Source organism: Streptomyces sp. NPDC031111 (genome assembly GCF_055570675.1).
Map to the genome: position 1 here is coordinate 239,532 of NZ_JBVIGS010000008.1, position 19,671 is coordinate 259,202.

The following is a 19,671-nucleotide window of genomic DNA, read 5'->3' on the forward strand; positions in this document are numbered from 1 at the left end:
TTAATGTTGCGACTGTCAGGAAGTCGATCGATGAGGTGGGAAGAATGAGCAAGTCGCTCACGGGCAAGGTCGCCGTGGTCACCGGAGGGAGCAGCGGTATCGGATTCGCGACCGCACGCGCATTCCGCGACGAGGGCGCCAGGGTTTTCATCACCGGTCGCCGCAAGGACGCGCTCGACGCCGCGGCCGCCGAGCTCGGACCTGCCGTGACTGGCGTGGTCTGCGATGTTTCGGTGCCCTCGGACCTCAACGCGTTCTACAGCACGGTGCGCGACCAGGCAGGCCGCATCGACGTGCTGGTCGCCAACGCCGGCATCGGCACCGCGGCTCCGTTCGGCGAGGTGACGGAGGACCTGGTCGACTCGGTGTTCGCCACCAACGTCAAGGGAACGATCTTCACTCTGCAACAAGCGCTGCCGCTGCTCAGCGCCAACGCTTCGGTGATCCTCACCGGTTCGACCGCCACGACACGGCCCAGCCAGGGACTCGAGGTCTACGCGGCATCGAAGGCCGCAGTCCGCAACCTCGCCCGCGGTTGGGCCCTCAGCAGCCGCGCGCATGGCTTCCGGGTCAACGTCGTATCCCCGGGCGGTACACGCACCCCTGGTCTGCTCGAGCTGCTCCCGCCCGAGGTTCTCAAAGAGGCCGAAGGCGAAGTCCCCCTTGGTCGGCTCGCCGAACCCGAGGAGATCGCCGCCGTGACGACGTTCCTTGCCTCGGACGCGTCGAGTTACGTCAATGGTGCCGAGTTCTTCGCCGACGGGGGATACGCGCAGGTGTGAGTGCTCTCTTGACGTGCTCCCTGGCCTAAGGTCCAGGGATTCCGGCCTGGGTCGTCCGACCTTTCCGGGGGCTTCCTGCTTCACTGCGCCGTGCGGGCACGGGTGCCCGTCTTACCGGCGTTCCACAGGCGTTCGGCGTCGCCGCCCGTCCGGCGGCGACGATTCGGCGTCCTTCGAAGAGGACGTTGCGGGCTGCGTTGTGGTCACGGTCGTGCACGGTGCCACAGGCCCCGCACGTCCACTCCCGGACGTGCAGGGGCTTGGGACCGTCCCGGAATCCGCAGGCCGAGCAGACCTGAGAGGAGGGGAAAGCACGGTCCGCCCTGGCGAAGGTGCGGCCGTGCAGAGCCGCCTTGTACTCCAGCATGCCGACGAACGCGGACCATCCCGCGTCGTGCACGGACTTGGCGAGCCGGGTGCGGCCCAGGCCGGACACCGCGAGGTCTTCCACATACACCGCTTGGTTGTCGCGGATGATCTGTGTGGATGCCTTGTGGTGCCAGTCCCGGCGCCGGTCGGCCACCCTGGCGTGCTGGCGTGCTGGCGTGCTGGCGTGCGACCTTGACGCGGGCCTTGGCCCGGTTCCTCGATCCATTGGCCTTACGGGACAGCTCCCGCTGAAGACGCATGAGACGCGGACAGATCCGGGCCCCGTCCGCTCCACCAGCGGTCCTGTTCCAGTCGCCGCAGCGCCTCGGGCACAGGGGTGGTGCTGATGCCGAGCGACTCGGCCGGCCCTCGCTCCGTGACCTTCTCGCCACACCGCAGCGTGCCGGTGACGATCGCGTCGCGGATGGCCGCGTAAGCCTGATCGCCGAGCGTCACCGGCGACGAGAGTTGAGGTAGCCGACCCATAGCGGCCTGTTATTTGCTACAGCATCAAGCCAATCGCGGCTCCCGTGGCCGTTCGGCTGCGGCGAACCTGACGGTGCCGCGGCGAGACCGTCAAGAAACCCTCAGGTTCGCCGGCGGGAGGCCGTCAAGTCGGCCCGGAAGAGTCGGGGTCTCAACCACCAACGATGAGGGATGAGGCATGGCTACGCTCTTGTACCGCCTGGGGGCTTTCGGCGCCCGACGGTGGCGAACGATGCTGGTCGGATGGCTGCTGGCCCTGGCGGCCGTGATCGGTTCGGGCTTCTCGCTCGCCGGTGAGTTCGAGGACAGCGGCTCCATTCCCGGCTCGCCCGCCCAGACGGCGCTGACGAAGATGGACCGTCACTTCCCGTCGCCGGACACCCAGTCCGCCCAGATCGTCTTCCAGGCACCCACGGGGCAGAAGGTGACCGACCCGGGACTCGGTGAGGCGCTGGAGTCCAGCCTGGCGGCCATCGGCGACGTGAGGGGAGTGACGGAAGTCGGCAACCCCGTCCAGGACGACGCCGTCTCCAGGGACGGGCGCACCGCGGTCGCGGACGTCTCCTTCTCCACCAAGGCGGAGGAGGACGTGCCCGCCGGCACGCTGGACGCGGTCAGGAAGGCCACGGATCCCGCCGAGCGGGCCGGTCTGAAGACCATCCACGGCGGTGACGCCTTTGCCGAGTCGACTCCTCCCGTGGGGCCGACCGAGCTGGTGGGCATGGGAGTGGCTTTGGTCATCCTCATGATCACGTTCGGCTCGCTGGTCGCCGCCGGTCTGCCGCTGCTGACCGCCGTCCTTGGTGTCCTCGGCACCATGGCCGCGATGATGGGCGCGGCCTCGATGCTCGGGGTCAGCGACAACGCGCCCACGCTGGCGATGATGCTCGGTCTCGCGGTCGGCATCGACTACGCCCTGTTCATCGTGTCGCGGCACCGTGCCCAACTGGCCACCGGTATGCCGGTAGTGGAGTCCGTCGCGCGGGCCAACGCGACCGCCGGCAGCGCCGTGGTCTTCGCCGGAGCCACCGTCGTCATCGCCCTGGCCGGCCTGACGGTGGCCGGTGTCCCCATGCTGACCTCCATGGGGCTGGCCTCCGCGGGTGCCGTCGCCTCCGCCGTCGTGCTGGCGCTGGGCCTGCTGCCCGCCCTGCTGGGCATGGCCGGCGGTACGCTCGTCCCCAAGACCGGGAGCGACATGCGCCGCGGGCCGGTACCTGGCCTCGGCCGGCGAACCCGGCGGCGGGCGGTGCCCGGCGGGCGCACTCCCTGGGGGGTGCGCTGGACGGAGGCCGTACTGCGCCGCCCCGTCCGTACTCTGATCGTCGGCACGGTCGCGGTCATCGCGCTCGCCCTTCCGGCGATCCAGCTCAAGCTCGCGGTCACCGACGACGGCAACAGCCCCGCCACCTCGTCCAGCCGTCAGGCCTACGACGCCATCAGCGACGCCTTCGGTCCCGGAGCCAACGGTCCGCTTGTCGTCCTCGTCGAGGACGAGGACCCCAAGGCCGTGGAATCGGCGGCCGCTGCCGTCAAGGACGAGCTGGCCGATGTCGCCGGCATCGCGGATGTCAGCGGTGTCGACGTGGCCGAGGACAAGGGCGCCGCACGGATCCGGATCGTCCCGGAGACCGGCCCCAGGACCCCGGAGACCAGCAGCCTGGTCTCCCACCTGCGCACCGAGCTGAAGCCGCTGGCCCCGTCCACCGGCACCTATATCGCCGTGACCGGTCTGACCGCCGTCAGCATCGACGTCTCCGACAAGCTCAGCGGCGCGCTCGTGCCCTTCGGGATCGTGGTGGTGGGCTTCTCGCTGCTGCTGCTGATGGTCGCGTTCAGGTCCGTCGCCATCCCGGTGAAGGCCACCATCGGGTTCCTCCTCTCCCTGGGGGCCGCGTTCGGTGCGACGGTCGCGGTGTTCCAGTGGGGATGGCTGTCCGGGCTGCTGGGCGTGGACAGCACGGGGCCGGTGGCCAGTTTCATGCCGATCATCGTGATGGCCGTACTGTTCGGTCTGGCCATGGACTACGAGGTGTTCCTCGTCTCCGCGATGCGCGAGGACTACGTCCGCCACCGCAACCCGCGGCTCGCGATCTTCACCGGTGCCCGCAACGCGGCCCGCGTGGTCACCGCCGCGGCCCTGATCATGATCTCGGTGTTCATCAGCTTCCTGTTCTCCCACGACGCGGACACCATGGCGATCGCCTTCGCGCTGGCCTTCGGCGTGCTGGTCGACGCCTTCGTCATCCGGATGACCCTGGTTCCCGCGGTCATGGCACTGCTGGGCGACCAGGCCTGGAAGCTGCCCCGCGGGCTCGACCGGATCCTGCCCCACCTCGATGTCGAGGGCGAGAAGCTGAACGCCCCCGGCACCACCACCCCGGTTCCCGCCGAGCCCGCCGTCCCTGTGAACCAGTGATGCCATGATCAGCCGGGCCGATACCGGGACACATATCGCTTGCGCCGCACCGGCCCAAGCAGTGGTAGGAGTCGGGCCGCAGCACGAGCCCGTCGAAGGAGCACTCATGAACACCGCCGAGGCACCGCACCCCACTGACCGCGTCCTCGTGGTCGACGATGATCCCGGTATCCGCCGTCTGCTGATCTCCGCCCTCGGCTTCGCCGGCTTCGAGGTCGACGTGGCCGGCGACCTGACCGAGGCACTCCGGCAGGTCGACCGGCAGCCCCCCGACGTCATCGTGCTGGACGTCATGCTCCCCGGAGCCGACGGCTTCGAGATCCTCCAGTTGCTCAGGGCCCGCGCCGTGGCCGTCCCGGTCCTCTTCCTCACCGCCCGTGACGCCGTGGAGGACCGCGTGCGCGGACTGCGGCTGGGCGGGGACGACTACGTCACCAAGCCCTTCAGCGTCGTCGAGGTCGGCGCCCGCCTGCACGCCCTGCTCCGCCGTGCGCGCGGAGGGGCCCCCGCCCAGGAGGAGACCGGCCGGCTGCGGTGCGGAGATCTGGAACTCGACGACCCCCGCCATGAGGTCCGCCGCGCCGGCGAACTCGTCGAGCTGTCGCCCACCGAGTACCGGCTGCTGCACCACCTGCTGTCCCACCAGGGCCAGGTCCTCTCCCGCGCCCAGATCCTCGAGGCCGTCTGGCAGTACGACTTCGGCGGCGACACGGTCGTCGTCGAACGTTTCGTCTCCAACCTCCGCCGCAAGATCGACCACGGCCGGACCCCGCTGCTGCACACCGTCCGCGGGGTCGGCTACACCCTCCGGGAGCAGGCAGCCCAGTGAAAGCGAAGCTGCGTCTCGGCTGGTCCCGTTCCAGCGTCCGCCTGCGCCTGCTCTCAGGTCTGGCAGTCCTCCTCGTGTTCGGCCTCACGGCCTCCACCGTCATCAGCGCCTTCCTCCTGGAGGACTTCCTGGACAAACGCTACGACGACACGCTCAGGGGCAGCGCCGAGCGCGTCGCCGACGCCATCTCGAAAGGTCCGCAAAGCGCCGACGCCGACCAGCTCGCCGCGCTTCTTGGACCCCCGCTCGGCATCATCGCCGTCGACCGGGACAACCAGGTTCTGGAGAGCACCGGGTCCGCGACCGCATCGGCCGACGCAGTGGCACGGCTCAGCACGACCGTTCCGGCCGGCCGCATCGCCACCTACGACGGCCACGACGACCAGGAACATGGCCTGGCGGCCATCCGCGTCCCCAGCCCCGGCCTCCGCATCGTCGACGTCTCGGGCGCTTCGGCGCCCCTGCGGCCGGCCGCCCTCGTCCTCACCATCGACACCTCCATCGACGACAGCACCACCGCCGCCCTCATCAAACGTCAACTCGCGCTCGTCGGTGGCGCGCTCCTGCTCCTGCTGGCCCTCGCCGCCCTCGTCCTCCGGCTCGGCATGCGCCCCCTGACCCGCATGGCACGCACCGCCGACGCCATCGCCGAGGGCCATCTCAGCGAACGGCTGCCCACCCGGGGCGACGGCAGCGAGACCGACGTGCTCGCCGAAGCCGTCAACCGCGCCTTCGACGCCCAGGCCCGCGCGGAGGCCACCGTACGCTCCATGGCCGCCGACACCTCCCACGAACTGCGCACCCCCCTGGCCACCATCTCCGGCTGGCTCGACCTGCACCGGCAGGGCGGCGTCACCGGACCGGGCCTGGAGACGGCCTTCGAGCACATAGAGAACGAGGTCGGCCGGATGCGTCTGCTCGTCGAAGACCTCGCCCTGCTGGCCCGCCTGGACGCCGGCCGGCCCGTCGAACAGGACCCCCTCGACCTCACCGCGCTGGCCGCCGGCGTCGTCGAGGACGCCCAGATCATCTACCCCGAGCGGGGCATCACCATGGCACCATCGTCACCGGCGCCCGTGCTCGGCGACGCCCACCGGTTGCAGCAAGTGGTACGCAATCTCGTCGGCAACGCCGTCCAGCACACCCCCGCACACACTTCCGTCCTGGTCGAGATCACACAGCTGGACACGGACGTGCGGCTGCGCGTCGTCGACGACGGGCCGGGCATCTCCCCCCAGGACCTGCCCCGGGTCTTCGAACGCTTCTGGCGCGCCGAAGCCAGCCGCAGCCGCGCCTACGGCGGCTCCGGCCTCGGCCTCGCCATCGTCGAAGCCATCGTCCATGCCCACCAAGGGCGCGTGGACGTCGAATCGGAGGTGGGAGTCGGAACCACCGTCACCATCCGGCTGCCGCGCGCGCCCCGCACGGGCTGACCCGCCCGCCACCACCTTCCCCGCCCGAAGCCCTGCCGGGCCGCGTCCCACGCAGAAAGGCCAGCCACACATGTCCATGGTGCTCCTCGTCGGCGGTCCGACGCTCGTACGCGCGGCTATGGCCCGGGTGATCGAGGCGAGCGGCCTCCTCGACGTCGTCGGGCAGGCCGCCGACGAGATACGACTACGAGCCGCACTCACAGCACCCGCACGGCCGGACCTGGTCCTGCTCGACCACACCCTCCGCGGCGGGGACATTGGCCAGTTCGCGCAGACCGTCCGCATCGCCTCCGAGGCTGCCCGGACGATCGTCTTCGGCATCGCCGACGTCCGGGAGGCCGACGCATGTCTGCGGGCCGGCGCGACCGGGGTCCTGGCCGCCGACGTCACCGCCGCCCAACTCGTCGCGGCCACGGAAACCGTGCTGCGCGGAGGACTCGTCGTCGTGCTGGAGACGGCACCCGCAGTCACGCCGCTCCGTCACCGGACGGCCGGACCCGACGCGTTACCGCCCCTGTCGGGACGAGAGCGTCAGGTCCTCACCCTGCTGGCGCACGGCCATGAGGCCCCCGCCATCGCGGACGCGCTCGGCATCAGTCCCCTCACCGTGAAGACACACATCGCCAACCTCCTCGCCAAGATCGGGGTCCGCCAACGAGGCCAGGCCATCGCGTTCGCCTACGCACACGGCATCGTCCTTCCGAGCGCGACGCTCGTCGACCCTTTCGTCGTCCGGCTACCCGCGGCGTCCTGAGCACCGGCCGCCACGGAACAGGCACCGGGTGCCGACCACCGGTTACCAGTCAAGGGTCATCTGTCATCGGAGGAATCCGTGAACGACATACACGACCGCATCGAGAACCGTCCGGCGTCGGTGGCCGCCCTCTTCCGGCAACGCGTCGCGGCCGCGCCCGGTGCCGAGGCGTACCGCTACCCGGTGCCCCCGGCCGCGGGCACCGGCCCAGGTACGCGTGGGCGTCCCTGACATGGAGCGGCGCCGCCGACCGCGTCCACGCCGTCGCTGCCGGCCTGATCGAGCTGGGCGTCCGCCCCGAGCAACGCGTCGCCCTCGCCTCCACCACCCGGATCGAGTGGATCCTCGCCGACCTCGGCATCACGTCCGCGGGCGCCGCCACCACGACCATGTACCCGCAGACCAACGCCGAGGAGTGCGCGCACATCCTGTCCGACTCCGAGGCCGGGTGCTGATCGCGGAGAATGCCGGCCAACTCGCCAAGGTGCGCGAGAAGTCGGGCGAGTTGCCCGAACTCACCCACGTCGTGGTCATCGACCCCGCAGGCGTGGACCTGTCGGACGGACGGACTCTCTCCCTGGCCCAGCTGGAGGAGCGTGGCACCGCATACCTGGCGCGGTACCCCGGCGTGATCGACGAGCGGTTCGGTGCGGCCCGGGCCCAACTGGCCACCCTGATCTACACCTCCGGTACCACAGGCCGCCCCAAGGGCGTCCGGCTCCGGCACGACAACTGGTCGTACATGGCCAAGCCGACCTCGGAACTGGTGACCGGGGAGGACGTTCGTACCTGTGGCTGCCGCTCGCGCACGTCTTCGGCAAGGTGCTCGTCTCCGCGCAGATCGAGGTAGGGCACGTCGCCGCCGTCGACGGCCGTGTCGACCGGATGATGGAGAACCTGCCGGTCGTCCGGCCGACGTACCTCGCGGCCGTGCCACGTGTCTTTGAGAAGGTGTACAACGGCATCGCCGCGAAGGCCCGGGCCGAGGGACGCGTCAAGTACAGGGTCTTCCAGTGGGCCGCGGAGGTCGATGGCGGGCGCGTACGCCTTCGCGGAAGAGCTCGCCGCCATTCCGGTGATCACACCCGTGCCTCTGCCGCCTACGAGTCGAGGCTCCGCCGTGAGGTGGGACCGCGGCAGCGACGCGTCGGTCTGCTCTCCCGGCTCATGGTGCCCCGCTCCCGGCCGGGCCTCGCTGTGCGCAACACGGTGGGCCGCGCGGTGTCTCGCACGAACCGGATCGGCTTTCGCCGAACCGCGGACTCCTCGACGTAGCTCCGGGCGCCCCGGCGGGTCAGGCATCCCGGGCTCGCGTCAGCGCTCGCGCCGGAGCGGCGTCGTAGGCATCACCGTGGACGAGGGCCGAGACCATCGGCAAGGGCGGGGTTCCATCCGCTACCGGCCCTCTTCCGGGCGATCGGCGATCGCCCCGGTCCGCGAGGCGAGGGTGCGCAGGCGGTCGTGACTGGTCGTTCCGGGCTCGGCGGTCAGGGTGATGAGCTGCTGATCGGGATCGTCGGTGGAGACGAGGAAGGACCAGTCGAGGGTGAGCGGGCCGACAACCGGATGCTCCAGCACTTTCGTGCCGGATCTCTGGGCGGCGACACGGTGGGTGCCCCACCAGCGCCGGAAGTCGGGGTCCTGCAGCGACAATTCGCCGACAAGTTCGGTGAGACGTGGATCCTCGGGATCGCGGACGGCCTCCATGCGCAGCTGCGCCAGGGTCATCCGTGCCGCCCACTCCCAGTCCGCGTACAGCGCTCTGATGGCCGGCTCCCGGAAGACCAGTCGTACGAAGTTGCGGTCCTTTTCCGGAATCTGCGCGAAGTCGATGAACAGGGCGGTTGCCATGGCGTTCCAGGCGAGGATGTCCGTACGCCGGCCCAGAACGACGGCCGGCGTGGCGGAGAGGTCGTCCAGGAGGCGCCGTAGTTGCGGCTGGACCTTCTGCGAGGTGCGCCGGCGCGGCCGGGCGGCGTCCCGGCCCGACAACTCGAACAGGTAGGCACGCTCACCGTCGTCGAGACGCAGTACACGCGCGAGGGTGTCCAGTACCGGTTCGGAGGCCTGGCGGCGGCCCTGTTCCAGACGCGTGTAGTAGTCGGCGCTGATCGACGCCAGCGACGCCACCTCTTCGCGGCGCAGACCTTTGACCCGGCGCCTGCCGGCCGCGTCGGGCAGTCCCACTTCGGCCGGGCTCAGCTCCGTGCGCCGCGCCTTGAGGAACGCGCCTAGTTCGCTGACATGACCGTTACTGCTGCTCATGGACAAAAGTGTGACAGCCCGCCGCTCCTGTGACAGTGGGACTGCTGTGTCCCAGGACAGCCCTGTCCGGGGACGGAAGAAGCCCCTTACCCGCCCCTGTGCCGCATGGGAGCGTCGGTGACGACGCGGAAGGCCCGGAGGAATCCGCGCCGTCCGCGGTCACATCCCTTTCCCACCTGTACCAGGAGACGCAGACCGTGAAGACCGACGTCACCTTCCCCAGCAACGATCTCGCCCTCGCCGGGATTCTCTTCACCCCCGACGACCACATCGACGCCCGGCTGCCGGCCGTTGTCATCTCCCATCCGGGAGGGGGCGTGAAGGAGCAGAGCCCGAGTGTCTACGCGGAGCGTCTGGCCCGGGAGGGATTCGCCTCGCTCGTCTTCGACGCGGCCTACCAGGGCGAGAGCGAGGGCGAGCCGCGAGGGCTGGAGAACCCCTTCCAGCGGGCCGAGGACATCAAGTCCGCCGCGACCTATTTGACGACCCGTGACGATGTCGATCCGGAGCGCATCGGGGCTCTGGGGATCTGTGCTTCCGGTGGGTACGTCCCCTACGCCGCGCAGACAGACCATCGCATCAAGGCGGTCGCCACGGTCAGTGCCGGGGACATGGGCTCCGTGATCCGTGAGGGACTGGGCCGTACTCAGGATCCCGCGGTCCTCACGGCCCTGCTCGACCGGGCCGCAGCGGCGCGTAACGCCGAGGCACGCGGAGAGGCTCCGGAGATGACGGCCTGGATCCCGGACGACGCCGAAGACATGCTGGAGACTGCCACCCGGCAGTTCCGGGAGACGTTCGAGTTCTACCGCACCCCACGTGGATACCACCCCCGTGCGGTGCAGGGATGGGTACTGCGCAGCGTCGACCAGCTCGCCCAGTACGACTCGTACGCGATGATCCAGCTCATCGCGCCACGCCCCGTGCTGATGATCGTGGGTTCGGAGGCAGAGACCGCCTACTTCAGCAGGGAAGCGATCGAGCGGGCGGCTGAGCCGAAGGAACTGTTCGTCATCGACGGCGCCACGCACATCGACCTGTACGACAGGGACGAACACGTCACGCTTGCCGTCACCAAGCTCACCGAGTTCTTCGGGAAGCACCTGGCCGGCTGACCGGCCGTCACCGTGGCGGCCCGCATCAGAAGTGGCCGGTACGTCGAACGGGCGGCAACGGGCCCAGTCTGTACGTGGCCAGGGCCGCCGCCTCGCGGGAGTCCGGCGGCAGGCGAGCCATCAGCCCAAGGCCGTCCCGGCGGCCCACCGCATGCGGTGTCGAACCCACCTGCGCGGCCACGTCGTTGTTCCGCACGCCGTTCGCGCAGGCCAGGATGATCCGGCACCGCAAGGCCCACCCACGCCTGCGGAGTGGAACGGCGCCGCACCCATCTCTCCAGCGCGGCCCGTTCCGCATCCGAAAGGATCGACTCGGCCTTCGGCCGCCCAGTACGCGCCACTGCGCAACCCTGCACATCTGAGTCACTGTCAGTGGGCCCGCATACGGTTCTCCAATGGATCATCAGCTGTCGTCGCCTCATCAAGAGGACAACTTCACAGTCCGGGAGACAGACCAAGCAACGCTTCCTGCGAGCCGGCGGGATGGGCGGGCCTGCTCCAGGTATGTGCGCATCCTGCCGGGGTGGAGACCACACATGAGCGGTACCTCGATGCACGAGACAGGAGACGTGAGAGAGGCGTGGGGCCGGATAACCGCGTGGCTTGAACGCAACGACCCTGTAACTCTCGCTACGCTCGGCCGCCCGGGGAGCCATGCGGCCATCCGGGAAGCCGAACTGCGCATGGGCTTGGACCTGCCGAGGGAGATGCGGCAGTGGCTGCTGGCGAACGACATCGATGCCGGCAGGCAGCCCGACGGTCAGTCCTGTCTGGTGGCGCTGGGCTGCGAGATAGACATCCCCGGCGGCCAACTGCTTCTCGGGCTGACGGATATTCAGCGCGTCTACCTCAGCCGGATGGACTTGGAGGAGATGGAGCCGTCCGCAGACCCCGACCACCCGTTCTGGCGTCGTGAGTGGGTGCCCATTGCCGCAGAACGCGACGGTTTCTACGGGACGTTCTTGGACACGCTCAGCGGAACCATCGGGTCCTGGGATGAGGCATACGGTCCCGAGGAGGGCGCATACGCTTCGTTGTTCGCCTTCTTCCAAGAGACAGCGGACCGGCTCGAAGGTGTGTCCACGGGCGACTGGAGAGGCCCTGGCCAGACTGCTGGACCCCGTAGGCCCGATCCTCGTTCGGAAGACGAGCCGATACGTCTTTGGGCACGCGCCAACGGATATCTGGTAAATGACCGTGGACGCATCCCTGCCTCCATCCGCGAGGCTTACGAGGTATCACAGACGTGAGCTAGGGCTGGGCCGGTCAACGACCATTGGTGGGTCACAGCCATTCGTTGATCGCGGCAATGAGGACGGTGGCCTCGAAGCGGACCGCGAGTTTGTCGAGGCGGCAGGCCACCGACCGGTTGCGCTTGAGCCGGTTGATTCCGCACTCGACCGCGTGCCGGGCCTTGTAGTCCTCGCGTTCGAAAGCCGGAGGCCGGCCGCCGGCCTGTCCGCGTCGCTTACGGTTGGCGGCCTGGTCGGCAGGCTCCGGGATCGCGCACAGGAATCTTCGCCCCACTCGGTCCGGCTCTCAATGGACGGGGGAAGCCTGGAAGCTCAGTGAGCGGCGGGCCGTCGGTGCACCGGGGCCACCCGCTCGTTCAGCGTCCGGGGCGAGTCGGCCCGCGTCAAGGCCCCGAAGTCCTGACCCAGACACCAGCCGCAAGGTTGACCGGCGGCCTTCAGAGCTCGTGCCGCGGGGCTACACGGTTCTTACCACCCGGCTGACTGCGCGGCTTCTGCTGCCCGCCGCCGCGAGATGATCTCCTGGCCCGCTCGGAGACCCTGGTCCGCTCAGAAGTCGTAGCAGGCGTAGGCGCCGTCGGGCCCGCGGGCGATCTGGTCCGAGCCCCAGCAGTGGAGCATCGGCCCAACGCGGTACAGGGCGGCACCACCGGCCAGTAGGACAAGGATGGCGAGTACGGCAGTCACGATCCGCATGGCCGTCATCCGCCGTACGAGCCACCAAGCCCCGGCGACCGCGAGCGTCCCCAGCACCAGCATGACGGCCGATACCGGGGCGGTGTTGTTCCGGATCCCGGGAAAGCGGTCCGGGTGCGAGGCGTGTTGGACGGCGGCGACGGCGAAGAAGAACAGCAGCAGCCCCAGCAGCAACAGTCCGACGGAGCAGGCCCCGCGGCCGACGGCCCGGTCCCGGTTCCGCGGACTGCCGGGGGCCTCGGCGGTGTCCGCGCGCAGGAGCCGCCGGTCGAGGACCGCGCGCAGCCGGTCCACGTCCTGCGGGTCCGCCACGGCCCGCTTGGGCAGGACGACGACGCCGACGGCGGACTTGTCGGCGCTGAGAAGCACGAACAGCTCCGGGGTCTCGGCATAGCGCGGGTAGAGGTGCCAGTCGAGGGTGGCCGAGCTGTGCGTGGTGGTGAGCCGGACCCCGGTGTCGTCGATCGTCCCGCGGATGTCCCCCTGCCGTTCGGCGAGCCGGTGGAGCCGGCGCGCCTGCGACCACGGCGCCGCAGTCATGAAGGCGGCGAAGACCACCAGGCCCGAATACAGCACCCACGGTGTGTCATCGCGGCCGGAGCCGACTGCCGACAGCAGGGCGCCGACGGCCGCGACCGCCACCGTGAAGACGAGCGCCCGGCGCTGAATGCGTCCCGCGCAGGTGCTCCTCGTGCGTGCGCGCAGGGCGGACGCCAATTCACCGACGGTCGGCCGGTAGGCCAGCTCCACCGGTCTCTCGGCGACCGCGTCCGTTTCCCGGCCCTCGGCCAATGTTCCCTCCACGGTTCGGTGATCAACCGGATCGTAGAGGCTCTCTCAGCCGCTCCGGCGACCGGGCGGTGGTCGGCGCCGGGCTGGCTAGAGTGGCTGCTATGAGCGATCACTCCGGACCTCAGGCCGTGTCGCCCGCGCTGCTCGGCGCACGTGGTGGCGACTGGCTTCCTGTCGCCGCGGGTGAGTCGGGAGCCCGCGTCTTTCGCAGTGCGGATGCCAGCCGGTATGCCAAGCGCGTACCCGCCGCGGATGCAGCCGACCTGAGGGCGGAGCACCGTCTCTTCAACTGTCACGGCTCTCCGCATGGGCTTAAGTCGCAGGTCGGCGGGCGGCACAGGTGATCGGGCCGGGTAGGCGCGCTCGTTCCGGCTCGGCTGCATGGTCGTGGTGTCAGCGCTGGGTTCGCTGGTCGTAGTCGCGCTGGCGTGCTTGGATCTCGGAGGCGTTCGCGACGGTCCAGTCGTAGAGGTGGGCGAAGGGCTCGCGCAGGGATTCACCGAGGGAGGTCAGCGAGTATTCGACGCCGACCGGCGAGGTCGGCAGCACGCGGCGCTTGATCATCCCGTTGCGTTCGAGCCGGCGCAGGGTTTGCGTGAGGACGCGTTGCGTGACGCCGTCGAGGCGGCGCTTGATCTCGTTGAACCGGCGTGGTTCGGCCAGGACCGCCATCACCATCATCGACCACTTGTCGGCGATCTGATCGAGGATAGGCCGGCTCGGACAGTCGGCTCGAAATACCACATCGCGCTCCGCGATGGCTCGGTAGACGGCCTCAGAAGTGGCCATGGCGGTATCCTCCACGATCCCTAGGGTGCCTGAAGTGCGTTATTGACGCAGGTCGAAGACGGTTTCACGGTAGGTATGCAACAGGAACCAGAATCCTGACAGATACCTAGGAGAAAAGCCATGGGCCACGATGCCTACCAGACCCTGCGGGTCAGCCAGAGGGACGCAGTCGCACACGTCACGATCGACAACCCGCCGATCAACGTCCTCAGCGTCGCGGTCATGACCGACCTGCGGCGCCTGCTCACCACGCTGGCCGGCGACGACACCGTACGCGTGATCGTGTTCGACAGCGCGGACCCGGACTTCTTTCTCGCTCACGTCGACATGACCGCCACCCCGGACGCCCTTGCCGGGCTCATGGCCGACCTGCCGGACGGCGTCAACGTCTTCCAGGCCGTCGGAGAGCAGCTACGCCGCCAGCCTCAGGTGACCATCGTCAAGCTCGCCGGCAAGGCGCGCGGCGGCGGAGCCGAGTTCGTCGTGGCCGCGGACATGGCGTTCGCAGCGATCGGCAAGGCCGGACTTGGCCAGATCGAAGCCCTCATGGGCATCGTCCCCGGCGGCGGCGCCACGCAGTACCTCACCGAGCGCGTCGGCCGTAACCGTGCCTTGGAGATCGTGCTCGGCGCCGACCTGATGGACGCCGAGACCGCCGAGCGGTACGGCTGGGTCAACCGAGCCGTTCCCGCCGACCAGCTCGACGAGTTCGTCGACCGCCTCGCCGGTAACATCGCCGCCTTGCCCGACGGCGTCGTCGCGGCAGCCAAGCACGCCATCGTCTCCCGAGATCATTCTGATGGCCTGGGGCGGGAGAACGACGCCTGGGCCGGGCTTGTGTTCCGCCCCGCCACAGCACAGCTCATGGGTGCCGGGCTGGCCAACGGCGCCCAGACCCGCGACGGCGAACAGGATCTCGAGGGTCTGTTCCGCAATCTCGCCGGGTAGCGGAACCTGCCGCTTCCTCTGCCTCACCGCCGTCCTTGCCACTGCTGCACGGCCTGCCGCAGCCCCGCGGCTTCCGTAGTGATCACTCTCTCGCCCGGCCATCAGCACCTCTGCCTGCGGCATCGGCTCTGGACCCGTTCCACGCACGCGTCGCCATGCCGCAGACCAGCGCGCGAGTCACGGCCGATCATCGCGTGCGGGCCGACGAGCGTGGGCTTCAGCGCCCGGACGCCATTGTCGTGCAGAGCTCAGCTATCGCCCCGAAGCAAGCACCCGGGCGTTTCCTGGACGTGCCGGTGGGTGAGGGCCCCTGCGTGCGGCCCGGTGTCGCGGCTGTTCCCTGCTGGGCCGTCAGCACTCGCTCCACTCCGAGAAGCGTCCCGTGGTGGCCTGATCACGGGGTGGAGACGGTCAGTGTCACTACGCTGAGCGCCTTCGTACCTCGGGAGGTTCGGTTGGTACGGCGGAGCACGCTCGGGCAGGACTTCCGTCGGTTGTGGGTCGCCTACGCGGTCAGCGCCGCGGGCAGTGCCGTCGGCATGGGGGCGTTGCCGTTGATTGCCCTTCTGGTGCTGGATGCCTCGGCGTTCCAGGTTTCTGTGCTCGCTGCGTTGTCTGCGGTGGCCAGTGCGGTGATCGCTCTGCCGCTCGGTGTGCGTATCGAGCACCAGTACAAGCGGCCAGTCATGATCACCGCCGACCTGACGCGCTGCGTGATGCTGGTGAGTATTCCGGTCGCCATGGCGTTCGACCAGCTCACCTTTACCCAGTTGTGTGTCGTCGGCGTTCTCCAGACGGCGGCTTCTGTCGCGTTCGACGCGGCAAGCGGGGCGCATCTGAAGGCGCTTGTCCTGCCCGAGCATCGTCTTCGCGCCAACAGCCTGTTCGAGACGACCAACTGGATCAGCGTCAGCGCCGGCCCGCCCGTCGGCGGGCTTCTGATCGGGGCACTGGGCGCGGCCGCCACGATGGTGGTCGACGCACTGTCCTTCCTCGGATCGGCCCTGGGCATCCGTCGCATCCGACAGCCTGAACCCGCACCACCGGCACGCGCCGCCACCTCTCACCTGGGCCGCGACATCGCTGCCGGCTGGCAGTACCTCCTGCGGCACCCAGGACTGCGGCCGCTGTTCTTCAACGCGCTCCTCTTCGGCGGATCCGTCATGATGGCCTCACCGCTGATGGCCGTCCTCATGCTGGATGACCTCGGCCTGGCACCGTGGCAGTACGGACTGGCCCTGGGACTGCCGTGCCTGGGCGGCGTGCTCGGCTCACGCCTGACCCCGATGCTCACCCGGCGATTCGGACAGCGCCGCATCCTGCTGTTGTCCGGTGTCGCACGCACCCTGTGGACGATCCTGCTGCCCCTGACGCCCTCCGGTGCCCTCGGCCTGTTCCTGGTCGTGGCCGCCGACTTCGGCCTGCTCTTCTCAGCCGGGGTCTTCAACCCGTCGTTCACCACCTATCGCATGGCGGCCACACCGGACGCGTACATGTCCCGCGTCGGCACCTCCTGGTCCGTCGGCGCGAAGACATGCCAGGCCGCCTTCGTGATCGCCGGTGGGCTCATCGCCGCCACAGCAGGGGTACGCGGCGCCCTGCTCATCGCCGGCCTGCTGTGCATGGCGAGCGCACTGCTCCTGCCATGGCGAAAGGAACGCATCTCCACCGGGCATGTTCCAGCGCCAGCGCCAGCGCCAGCGACGGAGGCGGTTCCATCCCCGGCCACAGAGGGCACGCCCGCACAGCGGTTTCGCCGGGGCGGCCGGAGGCGTTGATGAGGAAGGTGTATGGCTGCCGGTTCCCCTCGAGGTGACCTCCGTGGGGCGGGCATGCGCGTGGCGCAGTATTCGCACGGAACGGTCAGCTCTCGTAGAGATCACGCAACACGTCCCAGAACTGCTGGTTTCGGTGGCGTTATGCTGCGGGGTTCGTGGACAGGACTCGGGCGAGCCAGTCCGTGCGGGTTCGGCGGGCCGTGGCCGAGATGTGTGCCTGCGGGTACAGAGCGTCGAATCCGTGGAAGCCGCCTGCTCAGACGTGGAGTTCGGCCTGGCCGCCGACCGCCCAGATGCGGGTGGCGGACTTGGGCGGCGATCGTCAGGCCGTGGCGTGGACCATGACCAGCGTCGGCGCCGCCGTGCGGGCGGCCTGCGACCAGCTCCGCGAACAGGCCGTCAGGATGGCGGTCGAGGACGAGCGATGGCCGCTGCACGGTGTCGCGGTCGACGACGTCATCGTGCGCGGCGGCCGGATGCGGGTGCGCAACGACCCCACCCGCGGGGAGACCTACCGGCAGCTCCTGGCCCGCAACAACCGCTCCCACCCGGAGCGGGTCGGGACCTACGCCCCGCCTGAGGAGAGCGACTTCTCCATGTGCAACCACGCCGCGGTCTTCGCCGAGGTCGGCGTCGACGTCCGGCTGGGTGTGGTGCGGGTCCGGCGCATGGTCGGGGTCTTCGAAGCGGGCCGGATCATCAACCCCCGGCTCGCCGACAGCCAGGCGATCGGCGGCATGATCGGCGGCATCGGCCAGTCACTCCTGGAGCACACCGTCACCGACCACCGTGACGGCCGGATCGTCAACGCCAACTTCGCCGACTACCTGATCCCCGTCAACGCCGACATCCGCGGCATCTACGTCGACAGCGTCGACACCGAGGTGGGCCCGCTCGGAGTGACGGGCATCGGCGAGATGGTCATCGTGGGGGTCGCCCCCGCCATCGCCAACGCGGTGTTCAACGCCACGGGTCGCAGGGTCCGCCAGCTGCCCATCACGCCGGAGTCGCTGCTCGGCTGATGAACCACGGTATGCGGCCCGGGGCCACATCCGTCCTGTCCGAATGGTGGGGAGAGTCTTGATGTCTGGTGCAGCCGCTGTCCTTGTCCGCTACGCGCAGGGCGTGCTCGGCTCCCCGTTGCCGCTGCGGATCCGGGCCTGGGACGGCAGCGAGGCCAGTCCGGCGGACGCCCCCGTGCTCGTGCTGCGCAGCCGACGAGTCCTGCGCAGGCTGTGTGGCGGCCCGGTGTGAGCTGGGGCCGGCCCCCGCCTGGGTGGCCGGTGAACTGGCCATCGAGGGGGACCTGTACGAGGCGTTGAGCTGTGCGCCGCCCGGCCGGAGCGGCGCGGCATTTCCTCCCGCGGACGCGGCAACGGCAGCCAGTCGGGTCGACGGTCTCCGTGCTGTCCGTCGGGTCGACGGTCTCCGTGCTGGAGGACGTCGGATTCGAGGTCCGCGACCTGGAGGCGCTGCGCGAGCACTACGCGCTGACGCTGCGCGCCTGGGTGGCCAACCTGGAGGAACACTGGGGCGAGGCGGTGCGCCTCGCCGGGCCGGGCCGAGCGCGGGTGTGGCGGCTGCACCTGGCCGCTTCCGCGCTCGGTTTCGAGAGCAGCACCATGGGGGCCAGGGCCACTCCGGCCTGCCCCTGGTCACCTGGCGACCAGTGGCCGTCCGGTCGACCGGGACGACGGAACCGGGCACGGGCGGCCACCACGGCTGAGACGCGCGGGCCGGCCCCGCCGCGGGGTCACAGCATGCCGCGCCGGGCCAGGTTGTGCATCAGTGCCCGCACGCCGAACGACCACGGCGCCGCCTGCTCGCTGGGTACGACGGTGTTGACCAGGGCGCCGAGCGGCGGGCTGGAGATCCGTACGATGTCGCCGTGCTCGTGGGTGAAGCCCGCGCCGGGCGCGTGCCGGTCCTCGGTGGGCGCGAACAAGGTGCCGGTGAACAGTACGAAGCCGTCCGGGTACTGGTGGTGCGCGCCGTGCGTCGCGGCCACCAGGTCCAGCACGTCGCGGCTGATCTCGCGCATCGAGCTGCTGCCCTGGAGGACGTAGCCGTCCGCGCCGTCGACGCGCAGCTCGATGTCGAGTCCGCGTACGGTGTCGAGGCCGAAGCCGTCGTCGAGCAGGCGGACGAACGGCCCGATCGCGCAGGAGGCGTTGTTGTCCTTGGCGCGGGAGAGCAACAGCGCGCTGCGTCCCTCGATGTCCCGGAGATTGACGTCGTTGCCGAGGGTGGCGCCGCGTACCCGGCCGCGCGAGTCGACGACGAGGACCGCCTCGGGCTCGGGGTTGTTCCACACCGAGCCGGCGAGCACTCCGATGTCGGCTCCGGTGCCGACCGCGGACAGCACCGGGGCCTTGGTGAACACCTCGGGGTCCGGCCCGATCCCGACCTCCAGGTACTGGGACCACAGTCCCTCGGAGACCAGCAGGTCCTTGACCTTGCCGGCCTCCGGTGACCCGGGCCGGAGTCCGTCGAGCGCGCCGCCCACCGCCTGCCGGACGCGCTCCCGCACCTGCGCGGCCCGCGCGGGATCACCGCCCGCGCGCTCCTCGATGACGCGTTCCAGCAGACTGCGGGCGAAGGTGACGCCGGCCGCCTTGATCACCTGGAGGTCGATGGGGGCGAGCAGGTGCGGGACGTCGCGGCGCCCGGTCGCGGTCGCGTCCAACAGCTCGTGGAGGGGCCAGACACGGCCACCGGCGGCCTCGCGGACCACGGTGGCCGCGTCGTCGCGTTCCAGCAGGTCGGAGACGGTGGGCGCGAGAGCGGTCAGGTCGACGACCTGCTCACCGCGCACCGCGGCCACACAGGGCCCGTCCCACTCCGGGTCGTGGACGCGTGCGACGAGTACGGCCCGGTCGGCGTCGTCCGGCAGGACGGAACCGGGCGTGAGGGCGGGGCGGGGGAGAGGGCGGGCTGGTGCCGATTCCACGCTGGTGGTCTCC

The 19,671-nt window shown here is 69.9% G+C and carries 16 protein-coding genes and 6 pseudogenes; 14 read left to right on the plus strand and 8 right to left on the minus strand.

Annotated elements, in window-relative coordinates; all coding sequences use genetic code 11:
• The first annotated feature begins 44 nt into the window (after window positions 1-44).
• Entirely contained in the window at window positions 45-782 is a 738-nt protein-coding gene (locus ACZ470_RS18845; protein ID WP_468428494.1) for an SDR family NAD(P)-dependent oxidoreductase, read from the plus strand.
• 25 nt (window positions 783-807) lie between these two features.
• On the opposite strand, the pseudogene ACZ470_RS18850 reads toward ACZ470_RS18845, so the two are convergent.
• Together ACZ470_RS18850 and ACZ470_RS18855 are read right to left on the minus strand one after the other, a co-directional pair.
• Window positions 808-1,417: pseudogene (locus ACZ470_RS18850) on the minus strand (RNA-guided endonuclease TnpB family protein); the annotation flags it as partial.
• Window positions 1,383-1,637 (minus strand): GntR family transcriptional regulator, encoded by a 255-nt coding sequence (locus ACZ470_RS18855; protein WP_468428496.1) that lies wholly within the window; start codon window positions 1,635-1,637, stop codon window positions 1,383-1,385. The pseudogene ACZ470_RS18850 and the gene ACZ470_RS18855, both read right to left, overlap by 35 nt.
• A gap of 232 nt (window positions 1,638-1,869) precedes the next feature.
• Between ACZ470_RS18855 and ACZ470_RS18860 the strand changes: the two genes are divergently transcribed.
• From ACZ470_RS18860 to ACZ470_RS18880, 5 genes and pseudogenes are all read left to right on the plus strand, one after another.
• Window positions 1,870-4,056: an MMPL family transporter gene (locus ACZ470_RS18860; protein WP_468428498.1), complete on the plus strand. Its 2,187-nt coding sequence runs from the start codon at window positions 1,870-1,872 to the stop codon at window positions 4,054-4,056.
• Between the two features lie 106 nt (window positions 4,057-4,162).
• Entirely contained in the window at window positions 4,163-4,885 is a 723-nt protein-coding gene (locus ACZ470_RS18865) for a response regulator transcription factor (protein WP_468428499.1), read from the plus strand.
• A complete protein-coding gene (locus tag ACZ470_RS18870; RefSeq protein WP_468428501.1) occupies window positions 4,882-6,318 on the plus strand; it encodes a sensor histidine kinase in 1,437 nt (478 codons plus the stop codon). The genes ACZ470_RS18865 and ACZ470_RS18870 overlap by 4 nt, the downstream gene beginning before the upstream one ends.
• A 70-nt stretch (window positions 6,319-6,388) precedes the next feature.
• Complete coding sequence (locus ACZ470_RS18875; protein ID WP_468428503.1) at window positions 6,389-7,072, plus strand: LuxR C-terminal-related transcriptional regulator; 684 nt, start codon at window positions 6,389-6,391, stop codon at window positions 7,070-7,072.
• A gap of 78 nt (window positions 7,073-7,150) precedes the next feature.
• Window positions 7,151-8,101, plus strand: a pseudogene (locus ACZ470_RS18880) (AMP-binding protein); the annotation flags it as partial.
• A 366-nt stretch (window positions 8,102-8,467) separates the two neighbouring features.
• On the opposite strand, the gene ACZ470_RS18885 reads toward ACZ470_RS18880, so the two are convergent.
• Window positions 8,468-9,337, minus strand: a complete 870-nt coding sequence (locus ACZ470_RS18885; protein WP_468428505.1) for a helix-turn-helix domain-containing protein — start codon at window positions 9,335-9,337, stop codon at window positions 8,468-8,470.
• A 197-nt stretch (window positions 9,338-9,534) separates the two neighbouring features.
• Here ACZ470_RS18885 and ACZ470_RS18890 point away from each other — a divergent pair, with 197 nt between their 5' ends.
• Together ACZ470_RS18890 and ACZ470_RS18895 are read left to right on the plus strand one after the other, a co-directional pair.
• A complete protein-coding gene (locus ACZ470_RS18890) occupies window positions 9,535-10,452 on the plus strand; it encodes an alpha/beta hydrolase (RefSeq protein WP_468428506.1) in 918 nt (305 codons plus the stop codon).
• Between the two features lie 536 nt (window positions 10,453-10,988).
• Window positions 10,989-11,702, plus strand: a complete 714-nt coding sequence (locus tag ACZ470_RS18895) for an Lsr2 family DNA-binding protein (RefSeq protein ID WP_468428508.1) — start codon at window positions 10,989-10,991, stop codon at window positions 11,700-11,702.
• Between the two features lie 34 nt (window positions 11,703-11,736).
• Here ACZ470_RS18895 and ACZ470_RS18900 read toward each other — a convergent pair.
• A pseudogene (locus ACZ470_RS18900) lies at window positions 11,737-11,973 on the minus strand (IS5 family transposase); the annotation flags it as partial.
• Window positions 11,974-12,254: 281 nt separating this feature from the next.
• Window positions 12,255-13,205 (minus strand): YcxB family protein, encoded by a 951-nt coding sequence (locus tag ACZ470_RS18905; protein ID WP_468428510.1) that lies wholly within the window; start codon window positions 13,203-13,205, stop codon window positions 12,255-12,257.
• An 89-nt stretch (window positions 13,206-13,294) separates the two neighbouring features.
• Between ACZ470_RS18905 and ACZ470_RS18910 the strand changes: the two are divergent.
• Window positions 13,295-13,468: pseudogene (locus ACZ470_RS18910) on the plus strand (APH(3'') family aminoglycoside O-phosphotransferase); the annotation flags it as partial.
• A gap of 118 nt (window positions 13,469-13,586) precedes the next feature.
• Here ACZ470_RS18910 and ACZ470_RS18915 read toward each other — a convergent pair.
• Window positions 13,587-13,982, minus strand: a complete 396-nt coding sequence (locus ACZ470_RS18915) for a winged helix-turn-helix transcriptional regulator (RefSeq protein WP_468428665.1) — start codon at window positions 13,980-13,982, stop codon at window positions 13,587-13,589.
• A gap of 120 nt (window positions 13,983-14,102) precedes the next feature.
• Between ACZ470_RS18915 and ACZ470_RS18920 the strand changes: the two genes are divergently transcribed.
• Window positions 14,103-14,930 carry an enoyl-CoA hydratase/isomerase family protein gene (locus ACZ470_RS18920; protein WP_468428511.1) on the plus strand — a complete coding sequence of 276 codons (828 nt, stop codon included), beginning with the start codon at window positions 14,103-14,105 and terminating at the stop codon, window positions 14,928-14,930.
• 455 nt (window positions 14,931-15,385) lie between these two features.
• Window positions 15,386-16,708 carry an MFS transporter gene (locus ACZ470_RS18925; protein WP_468428513.1) on the plus strand — a complete coding sequence of 441 codons (1,323 nt, stop codon included), beginning with the start codon at window positions 15,386-15,388 and terminating at the stop codon, window positions 16,706-16,708.
• A gap of 139 nt (window positions 16,709-16,847) precedes the next feature.
• Here ACZ470_RS18925 and ACZ470_RS18930 read toward each other — a convergent pair.
• Window positions 16,848-17,012: pseudogene (locus ACZ470_RS18930) on the minus strand (alpha/beta hydrolase); the annotation flags it as partial.
• Window positions 17,013-17,037: 25 nt separating this feature from the next.
• Between ACZ470_RS18930 and ACZ470_RS18935 the strand changes: the two are divergent.
• From ACZ470_RS18935 to ACZ470_RS18945, 3 genes and pseudogenes are all read left to right on the plus strand, one after another.
• Window positions 17,038-17,730: a molybdopterin cofactor-binding domain-containing protein gene (locus ACZ470_RS18935; RefSeq protein WP_468428514.1), complete on the plus strand. Its 693-nt coding sequence runs from the start codon at window positions 17,038-17,040 to the stop codon at window positions 17,728-17,730.
• A 61-nt stretch (window positions 17,731-17,791) separates the two neighbouring features.
• Complete coding sequence (locus ACZ470_RS18940; RefSeq protein ID WP_468428515.1) at window positions 17,792-17,962, plus strand: hypothetical protein; 171 nt, start codon at window positions 17,792-17,794, stop codon at window positions 17,960-17,962.
• A 158-nt stretch (window positions 17,963-18,120) separates the two neighbouring features.
• Window positions 18,121-18,336 (plus strand): annotated as a pseudogene (locus ACZ470_RS18945) (class I SAM-dependent methyltransferase); the annotation flags it as partial.
• A gap of 125 nt (window positions 18,337-18,461) precedes the next feature.
• Here ACZ470_RS18945 and ACZ470_RS18950 read toward each other — a convergent pair.
• A complete protein-coding gene (locus tag ACZ470_RS18950) occupies window positions 18,462-19,658 on the minus strand; it encodes a fumarylacetoacetate hydrolase family protein (protein ID WP_468428517.1) in 1,197 nt (398 codons plus the stop codon).
• Between the last annotated feature and the right edge of the window lie 13 nt (window positions 19,659-19,671).